This window comes from Variovorax sp. 10N412 (genome assembly GCF_056394985.1).
The window spans coordinates 401,188-421,247 of sequence record NZ_JBFTIO010000004.1; the positions used below are offsets into that span (position 1 = coordinate 401,188).

Here is a 20,060-nt window from a genome sequence, read left to right on the forward strand (position 1 = left end):
CCTTCCAGCCCCTCAGAAGATTGATGGGTCATAACAATATGAGCAACAGATTGCAGGAGAGGTTGGGTGCACTTTCAGCCGCACGCCTCCAGGGCATGCGCCGCGGCATCGAGAAGGAAAGCCTGCGCGCGCTCCCCGACGGCAAGCTCGCGCTCACGCCGCACCCCGAGGCCCTGGGCTCCGCGCTCACGCATCCGCACATCACGACCGACTTCAGCGAATCGCAGCTCGAGCTCATCACCGGCGTTCACGCCAACGTCGACGCGGCCCTGCAAGAGCTCACCCGGGTGCACCAGTTCACCTACCGCGTGCTCGACACGCTGGGCGACGAGCGTTTGTGGGTCTCCAGCATGCCCTGCGGCCTGCCGACCGACGAGACCATTCCCATCGGGCGCTACGGCTCCTCGAACGTGGGCCGCGCCAAGAGCGTCTACCGCATGGGCCTGAGCCACCGCTATGGCCGCCGCATGCAGACCATCTCGGGCATTCACTACAACTGGTCGCTGCCCGACGTGTCGAGCGAACAGTACTTCGCGCTGATCCGCAATTTCCGCCGCCACGCCTTCCTGCTGCTGTACCTGTTCGGCGCCTCGCCGGCGCTGTGTTCGAGCTTCGTGGCGGGCCGCCCGCACGAGCTGCAGCCGCTGGGCGACGGCAGCATGTTCATGCCGCACGGCACCTCGCTGCGCATGGGGCGGCTGGGCTACCAGAGCGACGCGCAGGCCTTGCTGGCCGTGAGCTACAACAGCCTGGACGGCTACGGCGCCTCGCTGCAGGACGCGCTCACGCGACCCTGGCCGGCCTACGAGGCCATCGGCATCCGCAACCTGGGCGGCGACTACAACCAGCTGGCCACCAGCCTGCTGCAGATCGAGAACGAGTTCTACGGCACCATCCGCCCCAAGCGCGTGATCCACCCTGGCGAGCGGCCGCTGCACGCGCTGCGCGAACGCGGCGTGGAGTACGTCGAAGTGCGCCTGATGGACCTCGACCCCTTCGAGACTGTCGGCATCAATGCGCAGACCATGCGCTTCATCGACGTGTTCCTGCTGCACTGCCTGCTGAGCGACAGCGCCGACGACACCCCGCAGGAAATTGCCGAGCTCGCGCACAACCAGCACCTCACGGCCGCGCGCGGCCGCGAACCGGGCCTGCAGTTGCAGCGCGACGGGCGTGAAGTGTCGCTGGCCGACTGGGGCGCGGAGCTGGTCGAACAGTGCCTGCCCATTGCGGTGGCGCTGGACGCGGCGCAGGGCGGCGGCACGCTGCACGCCGACGCGGTGCATGCCGCCCGGGCCGCGCTGCGCAACCCCGACAGCCTGCCCTCGGCGCGCGTGCTCGCGGCCATCGAGAACGCGCACGGCAATTCCTTCGTGGGCTTCGTGCGCGCCCAGTCCGAGCAGACCCGCACGCAACTGCTCGACCTGCCGTTCCCGGCGGCGCTGCAAGCCGAGTTCGAGCAGATGACCGCCGAGTCGATCCAGGCGCAGAAGCGCATCGAGGCGGCAGACACGATGCCCTTCGAAATCTACCGCGAGCAGTACGTCTCGCCCGCGCGCCTGGGCATGGCGCGCGGCCGCGTGGCGCTCGCCGCCTAGCACTTTCGTCCTTCCTTTCGCCTCGCGCCCCTTCGCATGACGACAGGGGCGGTGGCGGATGGCCTACAGGCATTGGCCCGCATCGCCCACCGCGCGCATCCGTTGCGCAGCGACGATGGCTGCCATGACATTCAAGGCCTACCTCGTCGAAGACAGTCCGGTAATCAGGGAGAACCTGGTGGGCTTTCTCGAAGACGTGGCAGACGCGCATGTCGTGGCGTCGGCCAGCACGGAGGAAGAAGCCGTCAGCTGGTTGCGGCTTCATGCCGACGACTGGGACCTCACCATCGTCGACCTGTTCCTCCAGCGTGGCAACGGCCTGGGCGTGATCCGCGCCTGCCGCAACCGCGCGCCGCACCAGAAGGTGGTCGTGCTGAGCAACTACGCCACCGCCGACATGCGGGCGCGCTCGCAACAGTTGGGCGCGGATGCCTTCTTCGACAAGTCGGCCGAACTCGACCAGCTGGTGGCGTATTTCGAGCAGCTGCGCTCGGCCCGCCATTGACCGGCGAATGAAGGCACAGGCCTGACGCCGGTGTGACTTGTCTTCTGCGCGGGGGACTGCGCGCGGGTGCTTTTCTGGGTTAAAACGCCACGCTGCCGCCCCAGGCGGCGACGAAACAACGGCAACTCCCCAGGAAAGCGACACAGAGACATGAGCAGCAACAACATCGACTTCAAGGGCCGCGTGGCCATCGTGACCGGCGCGGGCGGCGGCCTGGGCCGCCAGCATGCGCTGGCCCTGGCCGCGCGCGGCGCCAAGGTGGTGGTCAACGACCTGGGCGGTGCGCGCGACGGCTCCGGCGGCTCGGTGAGCGCCGCGCAGGCGGTGGTCGACGAGATCAAGGCGGCGGGCGGCGAGGCCATCGCCAATGGCGCTTCCGTCACCGATTTCGAAGCGGTGCAGGCCATGGTCAAGCAGGCGGTCGACGCCTGGGGCCGCGTGGACATCCTCGTCAACAACGCAGGCATCCTGCGTGACAAGAGCTTCGCCAAGATGGAGCTGGACGACTTCAAGCTGGTGGTCGACGTGCACCTGATGGGCGCCGTGAACTGCACCAAGGCCGTCTGGGCTCTCATGAACGAGCAGAAGTACGGCCGCATCGTGATGACCACGTCGTCGTCGGGCCTGTACGGCAACTTCGGCCAGAGCAACTACGGCGCGGCCAAGCTTGCGCTGGTGGGGCTGATGCAGACGCTGAGCATCGAAGGCGCAAAGAACGACATCCGCGTGAACTGCCTGGCACCCACCGCCGCCACGCGCATGACCGAAGGCCTGATGCCGCAGGAGGTGCTGGACGCGCTCAAGCCCGAAGCCGTGGTGCCCGCGATGCTGGTGCTTGCCGCGCAGGACGCGCCCAACCGCACCATCCTGTGCGCGGGAGCCGGCACTTTCGAAGCCGCGTACATCACGATGACGCAGGGCGCCTGGGTGGGCATCGGCTCCGACGCGCCCGAACAGTTGGCCGCGCGGCTGGCCGAGGTGACCTCTCGCGAAGGTGAAGTGGTGCCGCAGAGCGGTGCGGCGCAGGGCACCAACGAGGTCGGCAAGGCGATGGCGAACGCGAAGCGGGGCTGAGTCGCCAGACCGGCGGCTGGGCCTTGGGCCTCCCCGGTGCTAGGACCTGCGAGGACCGGGGAGGACCGAGGAGAGGGGCTTATTCCGCGATGAAGCTCGGGTCCGTGCGGATCGACTCGCGGTCGCGGTGGTTGTTCAGGCGGCCCAGCGTGCTGTCGAGCAGACGCTTGAGCTTGTCGGCCGCGCCGCGGAAGGCCTCGTCGAGGCTGGCGGCATGTTGCGTCACAGCGAGCGGTTTGTGGTGCGCCAGGCGCGCCTCCATCACGCAGCACTTGTCTGCCGCGCCGGCCTTGTCGTGGTTCTCGTCGCTCAGATGCACCTCGACGCGCGTCACGTCTTCGGCGAAGCGGCTCAGGTGCTGCTTGAGCTCTGTGTCGGCCCAGCGTTCCAGCGTGCCCTTGTTCTCGATACCGTTGCTCGTGTTGACCTGAATCTGCATGCAATGTCCCTGCTGGATGGATGAACGAAGCTCCACTGTGCGCCCTGCGGCACCCGGGTGCGCGTAGGTCTATTCCCTACCCACGCGCCGGGCAGGGTCCGCAATGCGGCGGATTTGCTCAGCTCTGGATGTAGGTGGTCAACTGCTCGATGGTCGTTTCCTGGTCCGCGATGATGTCGTCCATCAGGTCCTGGATGGAGATCATGCCGACCACCTTGTCGCCGTCGACCACCGGCAGGTGGCGGAACTTGCGCTGGCTCATGAGCGCCATGCAGGCGCGCGTGCGGGTCTGTGGCGTCACGGTCATCACGTCGGGCGTCATGATGTCGCGCACCTTCACTTCCTTGGAGTTCTTGCCCTGCAGCGCCACCTTGCGGGTGTAGTCGCGCTCGGAAAGAAAGCCCACCAGCTTCTCGCCGTCCATCACCATCAGGGCGCCCACCTCGAAGTGCGCCAGGGTGGACAGCGCGTCGAACACGCTGGTGTCGGGGGAGGTGCGCCATGCTGCGGAATCATGGCGCTTGAGCAGTTCGGAGACGGGTTTCATCGCGGGTCACTCCATCAAAGGGTTGTCGATTCGACCGACGCTCGGGCGCCGCACTCGGTCAAATGATAGGGGTGATACCCGTCGCCGCGATGCAAAAACCTCTAGGGGATTGCCTGCGTGCGCGCCCGCAGGCAATGCGCGAGAACTTATGGCTGCGCCGGTGCCGCGAGCATGCGGCTGAGCGTGACCGGGTCGCCCACCACCGCCTTCACCAGGCCCTGGTCGTCGAAGCTCACCTGGAACTCCGACCAGCTGTCGCGCCAGTAGCGCCATACCGGCGCGTCCAGGCTCGGGTTCTCGCTGGCCACCGGGTAGCCGATGGCCATCAGCACCTGTTCGCGCGTCATGCCGGGCCGCAGCTTCACCGCGAGGATGGCGTCGCGCACGGCCGGCGGGAAGGCCGCCATCTTCTGCTTCGGGTCTTCGGTGACCACGTAGCGCTGCGCGAAGGCGGGCAGGGCGATGTTGCGGCTGTAGTCGTTCTTGATGCGCTGCGGCTTGCCGCCCAGCTCCAGGCTGAACCAGCGGAAGTCGTAGGCCGTGATGCGCGCGGGGGTGCCCACCGCCACGATGCGCGTGCCCTGTTCGTCGTAGTTGATGTCGCTGATCGAATCGCCGTAGGTGCGCATGTTGCAGCACAGGTAGCCGCTGATCAGCGGGCCGGCCGGCGGGGCGGGCCGCTGTGCATGGGCTGCGGGGGCGAGCAAGGTGGTGGCTGCCAGCAGGGCGGCAGCGGCAAGGCGCTTGGACATGGGTTTCCCTCGGATGCTTGTTGGAATGGCTGCGCGGGCAGCGCGCGGATTCTAGGATCGAAGCTGTCGCGGGCGAAGGCAGAATGCCTGCCTGCAGCTATCGAAAACGTAGCAACAAGGTTACGTTCAGGTTCCGGGGCCACAATGCGCACCCGGCCCCGTAGAGGCCCTCCATTCCAGACAGCGACAGCGCGAAGAGAAAGAAGCCCACCGATGGCGATCCAGTGGTTCCCCGGTCACATGTATTCGACCCAGAAGGCCATCACCGAGCGGGTGAAGGACATCGACGTGGTCATCGAGTTGCTCGACGCGCGACTGCCCGGCTCCAGTGCCAACCCGATGCTGGCCGAGCTCACGGCCGGCCGGCCCAGCGTCAAGGTGCTCAACAAGCAGGACTTGGCCGACCCTGTGCGCACTGCGCACTGGCTGGCGCACTACAACGCGCTGCCGGCCACCCGCGCCATCGGGCTGGACGCGAGCCAGACCGCGCCCGCGCAGCAGCTGGTGAAAGCCTGCCATGAACTGTCGCCCAACCGCGGCGGCATGGCCAAGCCGATGCGCGTGCTGATCTGCGGCATTCCGAACGTGGGCAAGTCCACCCTCATCAACACGCTCATCGGCGGGCGCAAGGCCAAGACTGGCGACGAGGCCGGCATCACCAAGCTCGAGCAGCGCATCACGCTGGCCGACGACTTCTACCTGTGGGACACGCCCGGCATGCTGTGGCCGCGCATCGTCGTGCCCAAGAGCGGCTACAACCTGGCCGCCAGCGGCGCGATCGGGCGCAATGCCTTCGACGAGGAAGAGGTGGCGCTCGAGCTGCTCAGCTATCTCAAGGCCCACTACGCCGCCGGCGTGGCGGCGCGTTTCAAGCTGGTGGAGCTCGACGCCGAGACCATGGCCGGCATGAAAGACGAAGACCTGCTCGACACCATCGGCCGCAAGCGCGGCGCGTTGCTGGGCAAGGGCAAGGTCAACCTGCAGAAGGCGGCGGAGATCGTGATGCACGAGTTCCGTGCCGGCAACTTCGGCCGCGTGACGCTCGAGACGCCCGAAGAGTTCGCGCAGTGGCTCGCCGCGGGGCAGCTTGCCGATGCCGAGCGCGCGGCGAAGAAGGCCGCGCGCAGCAAGAAGCGCAAGGGCGGCGGCGAGCCCGCGCCAGAGGCCGCCGACCCGGCCTGAACCCGCAGGGCCCGCCGGCCCCGGCTTGCTCAATCCAGCGCGAACAGCGCCCCGGCGGCTTCGTTGAGCGCCGCGGTCCGGCGTGAATCGGGGTGGGGCCCGGCGGCGGCCAGCGCACGCTGGTACAGCGCAATGCGCGTGGCCGACACCGGCCGGCACAGCGGGCGGCCCACCGTCTGCGACAGGCCGCGCTCGGGCACCACGTAGCGCCCGGGGCTCAGGCGCGCAAAGCGGATGTAGGCCTGCAGGGCGTAGAGCATCTCCTCGTGCAGGGCATCCATGCGTTTCTCCGCGTCCTTGCCGATCTGCGCATGGCCCTTGGCGTCCTTGGCCACCGGCAGGCCGAGGATGTCGGCCATGTCGATCTGGTAGTGCGTGAAGTCGCCGTACGGGCGCTTGCAGTCGATCATGAAGGTGCGCCAGTTCGCGTGCTGCAGCAGCCGGATGTGCTCAGCCGTCACGTCGAAGGCGGCACGCTGCTCGAAGGGCGGCAGGAAGCCGTAGTGCCCGGGCGCGAAGCTCGCGTACAGGAAGAGCGCCGAGGTCACGCGCACGAAGCGGTCGAACGCGGGCAGGACCCGCGCATCGCCGCCGTCGAGCGCTTCGCCGAACTGCGCGAGCGACAGGTCGGGCGGAACGATGGCGGGCGCACCCGATTCGCAGTTGATCCATTCGGCCTTGCTGCGGCGGAACCAGTCGATGTCCTCCTGCGTGACGGCGATGCTGCCGGGGGCGGGCGGCGCGGCGGGCTCCGGCGCGGAAGCCGCGGTCGCGCTGTGCTGCCCGCAGCCCGACGCGGCCAGCAGGGCAGAGGCGGCGCAGGCGGCCGAAAGGGCCAGCGCGCCTCGCCGATGGATCCATCTCACGTTGTCTTCTCCCATGCAAATGCGGACTGAGCGTTCGGGCGCCAGAGGATGCCACGCGGGCCTGACGTGCAACTGAGGAAGGCGCATGCGCGGCGCGCAGGCTTGCGGCCGTCCACTGCTCCTATAGCGCCAGCGCCTTCGTCAGAAGGCGCTCTTGACGACGCCGCCGTCGACGCGAAGGGCCGCGCCCGTGGTCGCCGACGCGAGCGGACTTGCCACGTAGGCCACGAGCGAGGCCACCTCCTGCGGCGAAGCGAAGCGCTTGATCAGCGAGGTCGGGCGAACGTGCTCGAAGAACTCTGCCTCGACCTGCTCGAAGCTCTTGTCGCTCGAGCGTGCCATGCCTTCCACGAAGTCGCCGACGCCGCGCGATTTCGTCGGACCCGGCAGCACGCTGTTGACGGTGATGTTCGTCCCGGCGACCGATTCCGCCAGCCCGCGCGACACCGCGAGTTGCGCGGTCTTCGTCATGCCGTAGTGAATCATCTCGGTCGGGATCTGCACCGCGCTTTCGCTCGAGATGAAGATGATCCGGCCCCAGTTCGCCCGCTTCATCTGCGGCAGCACCAGGCGTGCAAGGCGAACGCCGCTCAGCACGTTGACGTCGAAGAAGCGCTGCCAGTCTTCATCGGGAATATCTTCGAAGGCCTTGGCCTCGAAGATGCCCAGGTTGTTGACCAGGATGGCGATGCCGGCGTGGCGGCGCACGAGTTCCTCGGCGGCGTCCGCCCGGCTGAGGTCGCCGGCATGGCCGAGCACCGTGCCTTTCGTTTCCGAGCGGATGCGCTCCACCGCCTCGTCGACCGCCGCCTGCGATCTGCCGTTCACGATCACGCTTGCGCCTTCCTGGGCCAGCGTGTGCGCAATTGCGTAGCCGATGCCGGCGGTGCTTCCGCTCACCAGGGCGAGCTTCCCATCGAGTTGCAGGTCCATTTAGGTTCTCCTTGGTTGATGTGACGGTCGTGTTCGTCGAGCTCTGCTGTTCGTGCCGCACGCAGGGTGGCGAGGTTTCTGTCGCGCCCCTGCCGAGGCGGCTTTGCCGCTAGCCCAGGAAGTTGACCAATGCCGGAATGACCTGCTCTGGCGCCTCTTCCATCAGCCAGTGTCCGGAGCCTTTGACGATCACGCCCTGCACCTGGGTCGCGACCATCCTTGCCTGTTCGATCAGGAAGGTTCCGCCGGCCTTCTCGCCGGAGAGCACCAGCATCGGCATGGGCAGCGGCGTCTTGCCCAGTTCGGCGAACTCGGCTGCATCCTGCTCGAAAGCCTTGAAATATTCAAACCCCGCACGCATGCCGCCGGGTTGCGCATAGGCCCTGGCGTAGAACTGCCGGTCGGCTTCGGGCACCGAGTGCCTGGGGTTGGCCGCGAAGTCGTTCCAGAAGTGCTCGAAGTAGATGCGCTCGCGCCCCTTCACAAGCGCCAGCGGCGTTGCACCGTGGAAATGGAAATGCCACAGGTCGCGCAGGAGCCAGACGTTCTGCCATGCGCCGATGCCGGGCAGGAAGGCGTCCATGAGCACCACCTTGTCGGTCTCCGAAGGAAACTGCGCGGCATACGCGTAGGCCACCATCAAGCCGATGTCGTGGCCGACGATGCTCACGCTGCGGATGCCGAGCGAGCGCACCAGCTCGTGGATGTCGACGGCCATGTTCTTCTTGCCATAGCCCGTCTCGGGCTTGGAGGAATCGCCCGCCCCCCGAAGGTCGGGCACGACCACGGTGTGCGTCCTGGCCAGCAGCGGCATCAGCGGGTTCCACATGTGCCCGGTCTCGGCGTAGCCGTGCAGCAGCACGACGGTCGGTCCGCTGCCGCCGATGCGGTAGTGGATGCGCGTGCCGTTCACCTCCGCGCTGCCCGAGCGGAAGCCCGGCACCGCGTCGGCGGCGGGTGCCGCGTGTGCGGCGCGGCCCAGGGTCAGGGTCAGGGCGGCGCCGACGGCGACCGCGCCGGCAAGCAGCGTACGGCGGGTGGGCACCGGGGCGGCGGGGGTCGAATTGGTGGGGTTCATGCGGAACTTCCTTTCTGTCGGTTGTGGAGTGACGTGAATTTATGATTCAGCTTCACTTCCAGAAAGAGCCCAAAAGTGGTTTACTCATTCAGCTTTCATGAATGATTGGACGAGGCGCTCATGGACCGATTGCGTGCTTACGAGGTGTTCGTCACCGTGGTGGCGCGGGGCAGTTTCACCAAGGCGGCCGACGCGCTGGACACCTCCCCGGCCAACGTGACGCGCTACGTCAACGAGCTGGAGGCCCACCTGCGCACGCGGCTCATCAACCGCACATCGCGCCGCCTGTCGCTCACCGAAGGCGGCGAAGCGCTGTTCGACCGGGCGAAGTCGATCCTCGAAGAAGTGGCGGAGACCGAGGCCCTGGCGACCACCGCGTCGCTGCAGCCGCGAGGGCGCCTGCGCATCAACGCGCCCCTGAGTTTCGGCAGCCTGGTGCTGGCGCCCCTGTGGCCGAAGTTCATGGCGAAGTACCCCGACGTCGAGCTCGACATTGCGCTCATCGACCGCGTGGTCGACATCGTCGAAGAGGGTTACGACCTGGCCATCCGCATCTCGCGCACCACCTCGGGCAACCACATCGCACGGCGCCTGGGCCGCTCGCCCAACCTGGTCTGCGCCTCGCCCGGATACCTTGCGGCCCATGGCATGCCCGAGGTCCCGGCAGACCTTGCCCGGCATCCGTGCCTCGGCTACACCTACGGTGCAACCTCCGACGAGTGGCAGTTCGCCGGCCCCGGCGGAACGCTGGAATCGGTGTGCGTGCGCTGGGCCCTGCGCGCCAACAATGGCGAGACCGCCCGCGCCGCGGCGCTCGCCGGTGCCGGCGTCATCTGGCAACCGAGCTTCGTGATCGGCAAGGATGTGCGGGCCGGCCGATTGGTCGAGGTCATGCCCGGTTATCACATGCCGCCCGTCGACATCCTGGCGATCTATGCAAGCCGTCGGCACCTCAGCGCGAAGGTCCGGGTGATGGTCGACTTCCTGGTCGATGCTCTTCAAGACTCGCCGCTGGTGGAAGGCGAGGTGGCCGCGGTGGACAGGTGAGTCTCTGCCGAACGACGGCTGGGCAGGCCTTCGACAACGATCGGCCGAGGCGGTGTGACAACGCGATGCGGTGGTGCGTGTCGCCAAGGTAACCGTGCGCGCATGTCTCGTCGCGCGCGCGACGGCGGATGCCGGCGGTGCTTCCTAGAGTGGACTGCATTGCCGTCAACCCCAGGACACACCGCCATGCTCGACACCATCCAGGCCATCAACAAGACCGCCGCCTTCAACCGCTGGGCCGGCTTCGAAGCCGTCAGCGCCGCCAACGGCGAAGCCGAGTTGCGCATGAACTTTCGCGAGGAAGACATGGGCCAGTACGCCGGCTTCCTGCACGCGGGGCTGATCGGCGCATTGCTCGACACCGTGAGCGGCTTCGCGGCCGCCACCGTGGCCGGGCGCGTGCTGGCGTCTCATTTCTCGGTGAACTGCATCTCGCCCGCCGTGGGCCGGGCGTTCGTGGCGCGCGGGCGGGTGGTGAAGGCGGGGCGCAAGCAGGTGTTCGCGACCGCCGAGCTCTATGCGCAGGGCGAAGGCGATGCGCTCAAGCTCGTGGCGACGGGGAACGCCATCCTGGTTCCGGTGGACGATCCGAAAGTGGCTGCGGCGAAGCCGGCTGCCCAGGCTTCTTCGCGCGCTTCAGCCCGAACAGCGGCCGTAGGAAGCTGACGCGGCGGATCAGCCCGTCGGTCAGCAGCCAGCAACCTGCAAGCGTCGACGCCACCAGCAGGGCGGGCTCGACGACCGGGCCGAGTGCGAGCGGTGCCAGCACGGTGATGCCGACGACGATCAGCGTCTGGTGCAGCACGTACCACGGGTACACCGACTCGTTGGCCCAACGCAGCCACGGCCACGGCCGGTTCAGGTGGCGATGGGCGTGGCCCAGGATGGTGGCGACCATCAGCCACAGGTAGAGCACGCGCAGCAGGTCGGCCACCGGGCCCGTCACCGGACCCTTCGCGCCGGCGCGCAGTGCGATGAACACGGCGATCACCGCCACGGCCAGCGCCAGCGACACGCGGCGCAGCCGCTCCAGTTCCTTCCATACCCCCGTGTCCAGGCCCATCCAGTAGCCGTAGAGAAACAGCGTGAAGTAGATGCTGTGCAAATGAAAGTCGCGCACGAAGTTGTGGGTGCCCGGAAAGCGCGCGGCCAGCAGCATGGTGAAGACAAGCAACGGCACCACCGGCAGCAACAGCAGCCTCCAGCCGCGCAGCCCGTTGAACGCGCGGCGCAGCCACTGCCCGGCGGCGCAACGCCACAGCGGCAGCGTCAGCGCGACCAGCGCCGTGTACGCGAACAGGTAGGGCAGGTACCAGAGGTGGTTCCATGTGATGCCGAATTCCGCGCCGTCGAAGGCCTGCCTGGGCCAGGGCGCGGTCATCGGCAGGTAGCGCAGCAGGAAGGCGCCGAAGCCCGGCGCCACCAGCCCGTTGGCCACGCCCTGGGCATAGGCCTGGTACGGCACGATCACCGCCATGCCGAAGGCCAGCGGCAGCATCAGCCGCACGCCCCGGCTGCGCAGCAGCGCCCAGGTGCCCTGGCCCCGGCTCAGGAAGCCGAGCGAGACGCCCGAGACCAAGAACACCAGGTCCATGCGCCAGAGGTTGAGCGCCACCATCGGCCATTGCAGCCATTCGGCGGCATGCGGACTCTTCAGGTGCCAGTGCCAGCCGGCCACGTAGTACATGCCCACGTGATACAGGATGACGAACAGGAAGGCCATGGCGCGCAGGGCGTCGATGTCGTGACGGCGGGCGTCCGGGGTGGTGGTGGTGCTCATCGCAGGCTCCTCGAAGCAAAGAAGCCGCGATGCTCCGGCCCATGGACGCTGCGCGGCGCACCTGTGGGACGGACCGCCCCCGCTTTGTGACGAGCGGTGGCCCGGAGGGACGAAACCCGGCCGCCCCTGGGCCCCTTTTCGCGAGAATTCCAGCCCATGGGCGACCCACGCAAGAACCTGTACGAACGCTACGAGCCGATCCGCCGTCCCGTGGAGGTGGCGTTCTGGATCGTGCTGATGGGGTTGCAGGCCGTGTTCGGCACGATGGTGGCCATCGTCGACATGCGCACCCGCGCCGTGCCGGCCGCCAACTGGGAGGTCATCGCCTGGGAAGTTTCGAGCCACCTGATGCTGTTGCTGCTGGTGCCTGCGCTGGTCTTCATCGAGCGCCGGCTGTCGCCGCTGGTTCGCGGCCATCTGGCGCGCTTTGTGGTGTTGCATGCGGCGGGCAGCGTGGCGTTCAGCCTGGCCCACGTGGCGGGCATGTTCGGGCTGAGGGCGCTGGTCTACGCCCTGGCCGGCGCGCACTACGACTTTGCCGGCTGGGCCGCGCAGTGGGGCTACGAGTACCTGAAGGACGTGCGCGCTTACGCCAGCATCGTCTTCGGCATCTGGGCGTACCGGCTGTTCCTGCTGCGCCTGCAGGGGGAGGCGCGGGTGCTCGATGCGCCGGAGGAGGGCGTGTCCCATGTGCCGGTGCCGCACCAGGTGCAGTCGGAACCGGAGGGAGCCGAGCCCTCCGTGCCGGATGCGCCCGCGACATCGCCATCGCCGCCGCCGCCGCTCGCCCGGCCCGAGCGCTTCCTGGTGCGCAAGCTGCGCCGCGAATTCCTCATTGCCGCCACCGACATCGACTGGCTGCAGGCCGAAGGCAACTATGTCGGCCTGCATGTGAACGGCCACGACTACCTGCTGCGCGCCACGCTCACCGACTTCCTGGCCCAGCTCGACCCCGCCACCTTCGCGCGCGTGCACCGCAGCCATGCGGTCAACCTGGGCCGCATCAAGGAAATCGAGCCGCTCGACGGCGGCGACGCCCGGCTGCACATGCACGACGGCACCACCGTGCCCTGCAGCCGCCGCTACCGTGACGCGCTGCGCGCCGGCACGGGCTGATCCGGTGCGCGAAGGGCCCGGAAGGCCCTTGTTTGGTTCATTTCGCACCATCAAAGAGCCATCAGGCACCATTTTTGCTTGGTTTGGCTGCCGCTCCGCGTGATTCGGGTGCGACGCACCAATTCAAACCAAAAACTGCAAGAAGCTTCCATGGACGCACTCAAACAGGGCGCTGACGCGCTGTTCATTCTTCTCGGCGCCATCATGGTGTTGGCCATGCACGCCGGTTTTGCCTTTCTCGAACTGGGCACCGTGCGCAAGAAGAACCAGGTCAATGCGCTCGTGAAGATCCTGGTCGACTTCTCGGTGTCGACCATCGTGTACTTCCTGGTGGGCTATGGCGTGGCCTACGGCACGCATTTCTTCGTGAGCGCCACCGAACTGGCGGCACGAAGCGGCTACGAGCTGGTGAAGTTCTTCTTCCTGCTCACCTTCGCGGCGGCCATCCCGGCCATCATCTCGGGCGGCATTGCCGAGCGCGCCAAGTTCTGGCCGCAGCTCATCGCCACGGCGGTGATCGTCGGCTTCGTCTATCCGCTGTACGAAGGCATTGCCTGGAACCGGCACTTCGGCATCCAGGGCTGGATCGCCTCGCTCACGGGGCACGAGTTCCATGACTTCGCCGGTTCCGTGGTCGTGCACGCCGTGGGCGGCTGGCTCGCGCTGCCGGCCGTGCTGCTGCTGGGCGCGCGCCGCAACCGCTACCGCGGCGACGGCTCGCTCAGCGCGCATCCGCCGTCGAACATTCCGTTCCTGGCGCTGGGCGCGTGGGTGCTGTGCGTGGGCTGGTTCGGCTTCAACGTGATGAGCGCGCAGAGCATCGACAAGATCTCGGGGCTGGTGGCCGTCAACTCGCTGATGGCGATGGTCGGCGGCACGCTGGTGGCCCTGGCCATGGGCAAGAACGACCCGGGTTTCGTCTACAACGGCCCGCTCGCGGGTCTGGTGGCCGTGTGCGCGGGCTCCGACCTGATGCACCCGCTGGGCGCGCTGGTGGTGGGCGGCGTGGCCGGCGCCATCTTCGTCAGCATGTTCACGCTGGTGCAGAACAAATGGAAGATCGACGACGTGCTCGGCGTGTGGCCGCTGCACGGCCTGTGCGGCACCTGGGGCGGCATCGCCGCGGGCATCTTCGGCACGCAGGCGTTGGGCGGCATCGGCGGGGTGAACCTGTGGGCGCAGCTCATCGGCACGGTGATGGGGGTGGCGTGGGCGGGCCTGGCGGGCTGGGCGGTGTACGGCGCGCTGAAGAAGGCGGTGGGGCTGCGGCTCACGCAGGAAGAGGAATTCGACGGGGCGGACCTGTCGATCCACCACATTTCGGCGACGCCGGAGCGGGAGGTGAACTGGTAATGGGCCCTGGCGGCGTGCGAGGCGCGAAACGGCTATCTGTAGCAAACTTGCCTGCTGCTTCGTCCACTCCCCACAGCCTCATGACCCAATCTCCCCCCGCCCTCGAAGTCCTCCCCCGCGATCTCTCCGCCTACCGCAAGGGCAACGTCGGCATCGACTACGTGCACCGCTTCGAGTCCGGCAAGCCCGGCCCGCACGTGCTGATCAACGCGCTCACGCACGGCAACGAGATCTGCGGCATGACGGCCGCCACGCACCTGCTGGACAACAACGTGCGCCCCAAGATCGGCACGCTCACCGTGGCCTTCGCCAACATCGACGCCTACGAGTCGTTCAAGGAAGAGTCGCCCTACGACAGCCGCCAGATCGTGCACAACCTCAACCGCATCTGGTCGCCCGAGTGGCTCGACGGCACGGAAGACAGCCCCGAGCTGCGCCGCGCGCGCATCCTGCGCCCGGTGGTGGACGCGGCCGACCACATCCTGGACATCCACTCGACCAGCCAGCCGGTGGTGCCGTTCTGGGTGTACCCGGCCTTCGAGCGCAACGCCAAGGTCGCGCTGGCCATCGGCCGCCCGTCGGTGCACCTCGTGATGCCCGACGGCCTGGGCTCGGGTACGCCGCTGATCCAGTACGGCAGCCACGGCGGCCCTGACGGCAAGGGCGTGGCGATGGTGGTCGAGTGCGGCCAGCACTTCCTGCGCTCGGCGTCGGAACTGGCGACCGCCGTCACCTACGACTTTCTTGCGTACTTCGGCCTCGTCGACCAGAACCCGGCCAACCCGGCGCCCGAGCCGCAACGGCGCTTCGAGCTGCTGCAGACCTACGTCATCAAGTCGGAAGACTTTGCCTTCGTGCGCCCGCTGATCGGCTTCGAGACCTTCGCCAAGGGCGAGCTGATCGCGACCAACGGCGCGGAAGAAATTCGCGCGCTGTGCGACGACTGCACCATCTTCATGCCGGCGCAGCGCACGATCGTCGGGCGCGAGGCGGTGTACCTCACCAAGCCGCTGTAATGCCGGCCGCTCGATGAACGCGGTGCCCGCCATGAGCCGCTGGCGCGTGGCGGGGCTCGCGTTCGTCTTCCTGTGGTTCGCCATCGGCGGCGTGGCGCACTTCGCCCTGACCGAGACCGAGATGCGCATCGTGCCCCCGTACATCCCGTGGCCGCGCGCGGTGGTGCTGGTGAGCGGGGTGTTCGAGCTGATGGGCGCGGCCGGGCTGCTGTGGCGGCCCACGCGGCGGGCTGCAGGCGTCGGGCTGTTCCTGCTCACCCTTGCGGTGACGCCGGCGCATTTCTACATGCTGCAGAGGCCGGAGCTGTTTGCGAACGTGCCGTACTGGGCGCTCGTGGTGCGGTTGCCGGTGCAGGTGGCGTTGCTGGCGCTGATTGCCTGGAGCACGTCTGCGTGGCCCAAGAAGACGCCGGTCAGCAGATGAGCAGGTGCGTCGGCTTGGCCGCGGTGCCGTAGTCGGCGTGCCAGTAATGCGGGTCGTCGCAGAGGCTGAAGACGGCTTCTTCGTTCGCGTGGCGGTTGTCGAAGTGGTTGTGTAGCGTCACGTGTACCGAGCCCGCATCGGGCCAGTCGATGCCGACGTCGACGACGCGGTTGCCCGAGGCGACTTCGGCGGCGACGATTTTCTGCAGGGCGGGGTGCAGGCGGGTGTTGAGGATTGCCAGGGTTTCGCGACGGGTGGCGCGGGCGAAGGTTGCGTCGAGGCAGGCTTCGGTGAAAAGAGGTTGATCGGCCATGGTTCGCCTGGTGACTCAGGCAGCTGCAGATGCCTTGGACTTCGGAATCGTCCTGCCTCGGCACTTCGGATAGTTGGCGCACCCCCAGAAGCTGCCTTCGTTCCTGGACGAGTTTCTCTCGACCATCTTCGTGCCGCAGCTCGCACAGGTGGGACGCCAGTATTCGCCTTCATAAGCCACCGCGAGCAATGCGGCCTGCTGCTCGGGCGTGCGCTGGCCAATCAGCTTGAGCAGCGCGGCACCGTCCTGCGCGTGGATGCCGTTTTGCTTGGCGAAGGCTGCGGCATCGGCGGAGAAGGTGGAGCTGGTCACGTAGGTGCCGCTCTTCAACTGATGCGACGCCATCACGCCAAAAAACTCGCGCATCTCCTTCACGCCCACGACCTTGCTTTGCCAGTGCTTGCATTGAACGATGCGAGGCACCTCGCTGTGCTTGGAGTGAAGCCAGATGTCGATGCCGCCGTCGGCGCCATGCGACTGGCTGCGCGTGGTGAAACCAGCCTGCGCGTAGAGCGCTTCGCACAAGGCCTCGAAGCGACGCCATTCGATGGCGGCGAGCACGGCGGGGCTCCATTGCTGCACGTGCTGCGGTGCGGGTTCTGGAGGCGGGCGCTTCGGTTCGGATGGCGTTGAAGCAAAGGCGGGTTCCCGCCGCTGGACAGAAGGCGGTGGCGTGGGTTGGGCGACCTTGGCGGTGGGCGACTGCTGCGCCACGCGCTCCGTGTCCGGAAGCGTCGGGATCGCTGCCTTGCGGGCCAGAAGGTAATGCAGCCCCAGCAACACCACGCCAACCGTCAGCGCCCCCCAACCAGCCGGTCGAAGCGCCGGGCCGAGTGTGCCGACGACGGAGCCCTGCATGAAGCTCGGGCCCACAAGCAGCAGGACGCCGACGATGACGACCGTCCACCCCTTGCCTGCCAGTTCATTCCTTGCGCGCTCACGGCGCCGCCCGGCTCTTGTCTGTTTGGCCATCGCACCCACCCGCCCCTTGTTTGAGTAGCGCGAGTTTAGGAGGCGAGGGGAATCCGGAACTCAGGGTGATTACTCAAGCCGCAACGAACAACGCCGGATCCACCATCGCCCGGTTCAGCATCACCGACCAATGCAGGTGCGGCCCCGTCACCCGCCCCGTCGCGCCCACCGCGGCCAGCGCCTGCCCGGTCTTCAGCACATCGCCCACCTTCACGTCCACCCGGCTCAGATGGCAATACATCGTCAGCAGACCGCCGCCATGGTCGAGCCACACCGTGCCGCCGTTGAAGAAATAGTCCCCCGTATCGATCACCTTCCCCGGCAGCGGCGCCAGCACCGGTGTGCCCGTGCCCGCGGCGATGTCCATGCCGCTGTGCGGATTGCGCGACTGCCCGTTGAACACGCGGCGCAGCCCGAACGAGCTCGAGCGGCGGCCCGGCACGGGCACGCGCATCTGCAGCGCGGCGTCGGGGCGGAAGTCGGTGAGCGTGGCCATCACGCCGGTGAGGTGGTCGCGCTCCTTGACGTAGCGGGCCTCGTCCTCGGGCGACAGGTCGACCGTGCGCGGCGCCACGGTCAGGCGTTGTTCGCGGTACTGCTTCGGGGCGACGGTGTAGCCAACCTGGCGTTCGGGTTTGCCTTCGGCACGCACCGTGATGCTCGCCTCGCCAAGTTCGGCCGCCAGCGGAATGCCGACCAGCGCGGTCCATTCGATCGGGTCGCCGAGCACCAGCAACGGCACGTCGCCGGCGAATGCCTTGGGGCGCGTGGCCGCGGGGCCCAGCGAGAGGCGGGCAACGCCGCCCGGCACGAGGGAGGCGTGCGGCCAGACGTCGGGCGCCGGCTGTTTCTTCGCTTTGGTGGTTTTGGTGTTGGCCGAGGCCGCAGCGTTGGCGTGCATTGCGGGCAGCGCAAGCAGGCCGAGGGTGCCAAGCACGGCGCCGCGGCGGTTCAAGACGCTGCAAGAAAGGTCGGGGAAAGGGAGCTTGATGTGCATGGAAAAGATTCGGATGAAGGGTTGTGCGACGGCTCAGCCGCCGGGTTGTTCCAGCCAGGTGCCGGGCGCCAGTCCGTCGAGCGTGTAAGGCCCGATGGCGGCACGGATCAGGCGCAGCGTCGGCAGCCCGACGGCCGCGGTCATGCGCCGCACCTGGCGGTTGCGGCCTTCGCTGATCGCCAGCTCCAGCCACGCGGTGGGAATGCTCTTGCGCTCGCGGATGGGGGGCTCGCGGTCCCACACCTCGGGCGGTGGGTCGAGCAGGCGCGCCCTGGCCGGGCGCGTGGGCCCGTCGTTGAGCTGCACGCCGCTGCGCAAGGCCGCAAGGGCCTCTTGGGTCGGCACGCCTTCCACCTGCACCCAGTAGGTCTTCTCCATCTTGAAGCGCGGATCGGAAATGCGCGCCTGCAGCTTGCCGTCGTCGGTGAGCAGCAGCAAGCCTTCGCTGTCGGCGTCGAGCCGGCCCGCGACGTAGACGCCCGGCAGGTCGATGAAGTCCTTCAGCCCGCGCCAGCGGCCCTCGGGCGTGAACTGGCTGAGGACGCCGTAGGGTTTGTTGAAGCGGATCAGGCGGGAAGAAGAGGTCGGCAAATTCATGGGCGGGTGGCGTCGCGTGGCGCATCGGCCAACTGCGGCAGATAGTCTCGCACCAGTTGCTCGACGGTGTCCGCCTGCAAGGTGTCACGCCCTGACTTGAGCGGGTCGCGATCGGGTCGATGCGCCAGCCACCGCTTGAAGCGCGCGAAGGCCAGTGGATGCACGGTGTTCATCCGCGCCATGTGTCCTGTGGCCCCGACCACCACAGCGGAGAAACGTGGTGCGCTCACCAACTGTTCCACGTTGCAGGCCTGCACGACCCAGAAGTCGTCTTCGACATCACTCAACTGCGCAGGGTAGGGGTCTTTCTCTTGCACCTCGCGTCGCAGGATGTCCACCTCGAAGCCTTTGCTGTTGACGGCCGTGTAGCGTTGATCGTCGATCAGCGAAAAAGTCTTGTCGACCTTGCGCAGCAGAGCCAGCATGGAGGAGTCCAGCCGCTTGAGCTGTGTGGCCAGCCGGAAGCGCTTGCGCGTGTCCCAGAGCAGATCGACATCGCGCGTGGCCACCGCTGCGCTTTGCAGGCGCACGCCCGCTGCCGTTTCGTAGGCGTAGAGCGCGTGGGTGCCCACCACGGTGAAGTGCTCCGAGATGGCGGCGCGCTTCAGCATGTCGAGGATGTCGACGACGATGGTCGGAGCGCGCCCGACGAACAAGGCCCGGTTCATGCGCTGGTGGCGCGTCACTGCCTCGCCCAGGTCCTTGACCCTGCTCTCCGCTTCTTCCTTCCTTCGGACGAAGTTGTTGTGGATGGCTTCGGTTTCAGGGCTGCGGGCCCCCAGGCTTTTTTGTGCGTTGCGGGTGCTGGTGCGAATGAGGTAGTCGACACCGTTGACGGCCTTCCAGTACATGCCGCCGCGCACTCCGGCGGCTTGGGCTTCGGCTGCTTCAAGGGCTTCGAAAGTGGCTCTGGCGTCGATGTACTGGCGGCGAGCGTCGTCACCGATGTCTTGGAAATCCATTGGTTTTCCGTATGAACTTTATAAATCGAAATTTATACGGAAAATTGAAGTAAATCAATGACTTACGTTTCTTTGTTTGAAGTGGCAGTTGTTGCATCGCAAGAGGCGGCAACGGGCCACACAGGGGAGAGCGGCTGTCCTGCACCACGCGGTCCGGCGCACGCGCCCTAATGTCCATCCAAGAGCCAACAGGAGCCCCAATGACGATGCGAAGCCTCATCCGACTCACAAGCGTGGCAAGCGCAACGCTCCTGCTCGCCGCCTGCAACAGCACCTCCATTCGCGTCGGCGGCGCGCCCGAGGCGAGCGTCAAGAACTGCGTGGCCGCGGCCGCGCGCGAACTGCGGGTGCCCGCAGGCAGCATCGCCGTGGACAGCGGCTCCACGCCGCGCGACGGCGTCTACACGATCAACCTGAAGGTCGGGCCGCAGGGCCGCTCGGCGGTGTGCACCACCGACGAGAACAGCGCGGTGCTGGGCGTGGTCTACAAGCGGCCGGAGTAACGCGCG

At 67.4% G+C, this 20,060-nt stretch carries 22 protein-coding genes and 1 pseudogene; 11 read left to right on the plus strand and 12 right to left on the minus strand.

What is annotated here, in order from left to right; genetic code table 11:
• The first annotated feature begins 38 nt into the window (after positions 1 to 38).
• The 3 genes from gshA (at position 39) to AC1DJH_RS13885 (ending at position 3,177) form a co-directional block, all read left to right on the plus strand.
• Positions 39 to 1,598, plus strand: a complete 1,560-nt coding sequence (gshA, locus tag AC1DJH_RS13875) for a glutamate--cysteine ligase (RefSeq protein WP_478186077.1) — start codon at positions 39 to 41, stop codon at positions 1,596 to 1,598.
• Between the two features lie 124 nt (positions 1,599 to 1,722).
• Positions 1,723 to 2,103, plus strand: coding sequence for a response regulator (locus AC1DJH_RS13880; RefSeq protein WP_472126318.1), 381 nt, complete (start codon positions 1,723 to 1,725; stop codon positions 2,101 to 2,103).
• Positions 2,104 to 2,253: 150 nt separating this feature from the next.
• Positions 2,254 to 3,177 (plus strand): SDR family NAD(P)-dependent oxidoreductase, encoded by a 924-nt coding sequence (locus tag AC1DJH_RS13885; RefSeq protein ID WP_478186078.1) that lies wholly within the window; start codon positions 2,254 to 2,256, stop codon positions 3,175 to 3,177.
• A gap of 79 nt (positions 3,178 to 3,256) precedes the next feature.
• Here AC1DJH_RS13885 and AC1DJH_RS13890 read toward each other — a convergent pair whose 3' ends face one another.
• The 3 genes from AC1DJH_RS13890 to bamE form a co-directional block, all read right to left on the minus strand.
• On the minus strand, positions 3,257 to 3,616 hold the full coding sequence (locus AC1DJH_RS13890) for an HPF/RaiA family ribosome-associated protein (protein ID WP_478186079.1): 360 nt from the start codon (positions 3,614 to 3,616) through the stop codon (positions 3,257 to 3,259).
• A gap of 118 nt (positions 3,617 to 3,734) precedes the next feature.
• Positions 3,735 to 4,163: a CBS domain-containing protein gene (locus AC1DJH_RS13895; protein ID WP_435484376.1), complete on the minus strand. Its 429-nt coding sequence runs from the start codon at positions 4,161 to 4,163 to the stop codon at positions 3,735 to 3,737.
• A 146-nt stretch (positions 4,164 to 4,309) separates the two neighbouring features.
• Complete coding sequence (gene bamE / locus AC1DJH_RS13900; protein WP_478186080.1) at positions 4,310 to 4,915, minus strand: outer membrane protein assembly factor BamE domain-containing protein; 606 nt, start codon at positions 4,913 to 4,915, stop codon at positions 4,310 to 4,312.
• Positions 4,916 to 5,128: 213 nt separating this feature from the next.
• Between bamE and ylqF the strand changes: the two genes are divergently transcribed.
• The gene (gene ylqF / locus AC1DJH_RS13905; RefSeq protein WP_472126290.1) at positions 5,129 to 6,097 is read left to right on the plus strand and encodes a ribosome biogenesis GTPase YlqF; all 969 of its coding nucleotides are present in this window, start codon (positions 5,129 to 5,131) and stop codon (positions 6,095 to 6,097) included.
• A 29-nt stretch (positions 6,098 to 6,126) separates the two neighbouring features.
• On the opposite strand, the gene AC1DJH_RS13910 is transcribed toward ylqF, so the two are convergent.
• The 3 genes from AC1DJH_RS13910 to AC1DJH_RS13920 form a co-directional block, all read right to left on the minus strand.
• Positions 6,127 to 6,963, minus strand: coding sequence for a hypothetical protein (locus AC1DJH_RS13910; RefSeq protein ID WP_478186081.1), 837 nt, complete (start codon positions 6,961 to 6,963; stop codon positions 6,127 to 6,129).
• A 141-nt stretch (positions 6,964 to 7,104) separates the two neighbouring features.
• Positions 7,105 to 7,896, minus strand: a complete 792-nt coding sequence (locus tag AC1DJH_RS13915) for an SDR family NAD(P)-dependent oxidoreductase (RefSeq protein ID WP_435436481.1) — start codon at positions 7,894 to 7,896, stop codon at positions 7,105 to 7,107.
• 109 nt (positions 7,897 to 8,005) lie between these two features.
• Entirely contained in the window at positions 8,006 to 8,974 is a 969-nt protein-coding gene (locus tag AC1DJH_RS13920) for an alpha/beta fold hydrolase (protein WP_478186082.1), read from the minus strand.
• A 120-nt stretch (positions 8,975 to 9,094) separates the two neighbouring features.
• Between AC1DJH_RS13920 and AC1DJH_RS13925 the strand changes: the two genes are divergently transcribed.
• A complete protein-coding gene (locus AC1DJH_RS13925) occupies positions 9,095 to 10,021 on the plus strand; it encodes a LysR family transcriptional regulator (protein ID WP_478186083.1) in 927 nt (308 codons plus the stop codon).
• Between the two features lie 306 nt (positions 10,022 to 10,327).
• A pseudogene (locus tag AC1DJH_RS13930) lies at positions 10,328 to 10,543 on the plus strand (PaaI family thioesterase); the annotation flags it as partial.
• A gap of 19 nt (positions 10,544 to 10,562) precedes the next feature.
• On the opposite strand, the gene AC1DJH_RS13935 reads toward AC1DJH_RS13930, so the two are convergent.
• Entirely contained in the window at positions 10,563 to 11,801 is a 1,239-nt protein-coding gene (locus AC1DJH_RS13935) for an acyltransferase family protein (RefSeq protein WP_478186084.1), read from the minus strand.
• 156 nt (positions 11,802 to 11,957) lie between these two features.
• On the opposite strand from AC1DJH_RS13935, the gene AC1DJH_RS13940 reads away from it, so the two are divergent.
• From AC1DJH_RS13940 to AC1DJH_RS13955, 4 genes are all read left to right on the plus strand, one after another.
• On the plus strand, positions 11,958 to 12,917 hold the full coding sequence (locus AC1DJH_RS13940; protein WP_478186085.1) for a LytTR family DNA-binding domain-containing protein: 960 nt from the start codon (positions 11,958 to 11,960) through the stop codon (positions 12,915 to 12,917).
• Positions 12,918 to 13,067: 150 nt separating this feature from the next.
• Positions 13,068 to 14,270 carry an ammonium transporter gene (locus tag AC1DJH_RS13945; RefSeq protein ID WP_435484367.1) on the plus strand — a complete coding sequence of 401 codons (1,203 nt, stop codon included), beginning with the start codon at positions 13,068 to 13,070 and terminating at the stop codon, positions 14,268 to 14,270.
• Between the two features lie 80 nt (positions 14,271 to 14,350).
• Positions 14,351 to 15,286: a M14 family metallopeptidase gene (locus AC1DJH_RS13950; protein ID WP_435444289.1), complete on the plus strand. Its 936-nt coding sequence runs from the start codon at positions 14,351 to 14,353 to the stop codon at positions 15,284 to 15,286.
• Between the two features lie 31 nt (positions 15,287 to 15,317).
• Complete coding sequence (locus AC1DJH_RS13955) at positions 15,318 to 15,710, plus strand: DoxX family protein (protein ID WP_478186086.1); 393 nt, start codon at positions 15,318 to 15,320, stop codon at positions 15,708 to 15,710.
• Here AC1DJH_RS13955 and AC1DJH_RS13960 read toward each other — a convergent pair.
• The 5 genes from AC1DJH_RS13960 to AC1DJH_RS13980 form a co-directional block, all read right to left on the minus strand.
• Positions 15,700 to 16,023 (minus strand): hypothetical protein, encoded by a 324-nt coding sequence (locus AC1DJH_RS13960; protein WP_478186087.1) that lies wholly within the window; start codon positions 16,021 to 16,023, stop codon positions 15,700 to 15,702. The two genes, AC1DJH_RS13955 and AC1DJH_RS13960, sit on opposite strands and share 11 nt — an antisense overlap.
• 15 nt (positions 16,024 to 16,038) lie before the next feature.
• A complete protein-coding gene (locus AC1DJH_RS13965; RefSeq protein WP_478186088.1) occupies positions 16,039 to 16,995 on the minus strand; it encodes a restriction endonuclease in 957 nt (318 codons plus the stop codon).
• Positions 16,996 to 17,068: 73 nt separating this feature from the next.
• Complete coding sequence (locus tag AC1DJH_RS13970; RefSeq protein WP_478186089.1) at positions 17,069 to 17,992, minus strand: peptidoglycan DD-metalloendopeptidase family protein; 924 nt, start codon at positions 17,990 to 17,992, stop codon at positions 17,069 to 17,071.
• Between the two features lie 33 nt (positions 17,993 to 18,025).
• Positions 18,026 to 18,589, minus strand: coding sequence for an rRNA large subunit pseudouridine synthase E (locus AC1DJH_RS13975; protein WP_478186090.1), 564 nt, complete (start codon positions 18,587 to 18,589; stop codon positions 18,026 to 18,028).
• Entirely contained in the window at positions 18,586 to 19,551 is a 966-nt protein-coding gene (locus AC1DJH_RS13980) for a GSU2403 family nucleotidyltransferase fold protein (RefSeq protein WP_478186091.1), read from the minus strand. The genes AC1DJH_RS13975 and AC1DJH_RS13980 overlap by 4 nt, the downstream gene beginning before the upstream one ends.
• Before the next feature lie 200 nt (positions 19,552 to 19,751).
• Here AC1DJH_RS13980 and AC1DJH_RS13985 point away from each other — a divergent pair, with 200 nt between their 5' ends.
• The gene (locus AC1DJH_RS13985; protein ID WP_478186092.1) at positions 19,752 to 20,054 is read left to right on the plus strand and encodes a hypothetical protein; all 303 of its coding nucleotides are present in this window, start codon (positions 19,752 to 19,754) and stop codon (positions 20,052 to 20,054) included.
• Positions 20,055 to 20,060: the final 6 nt, after the last annotated feature.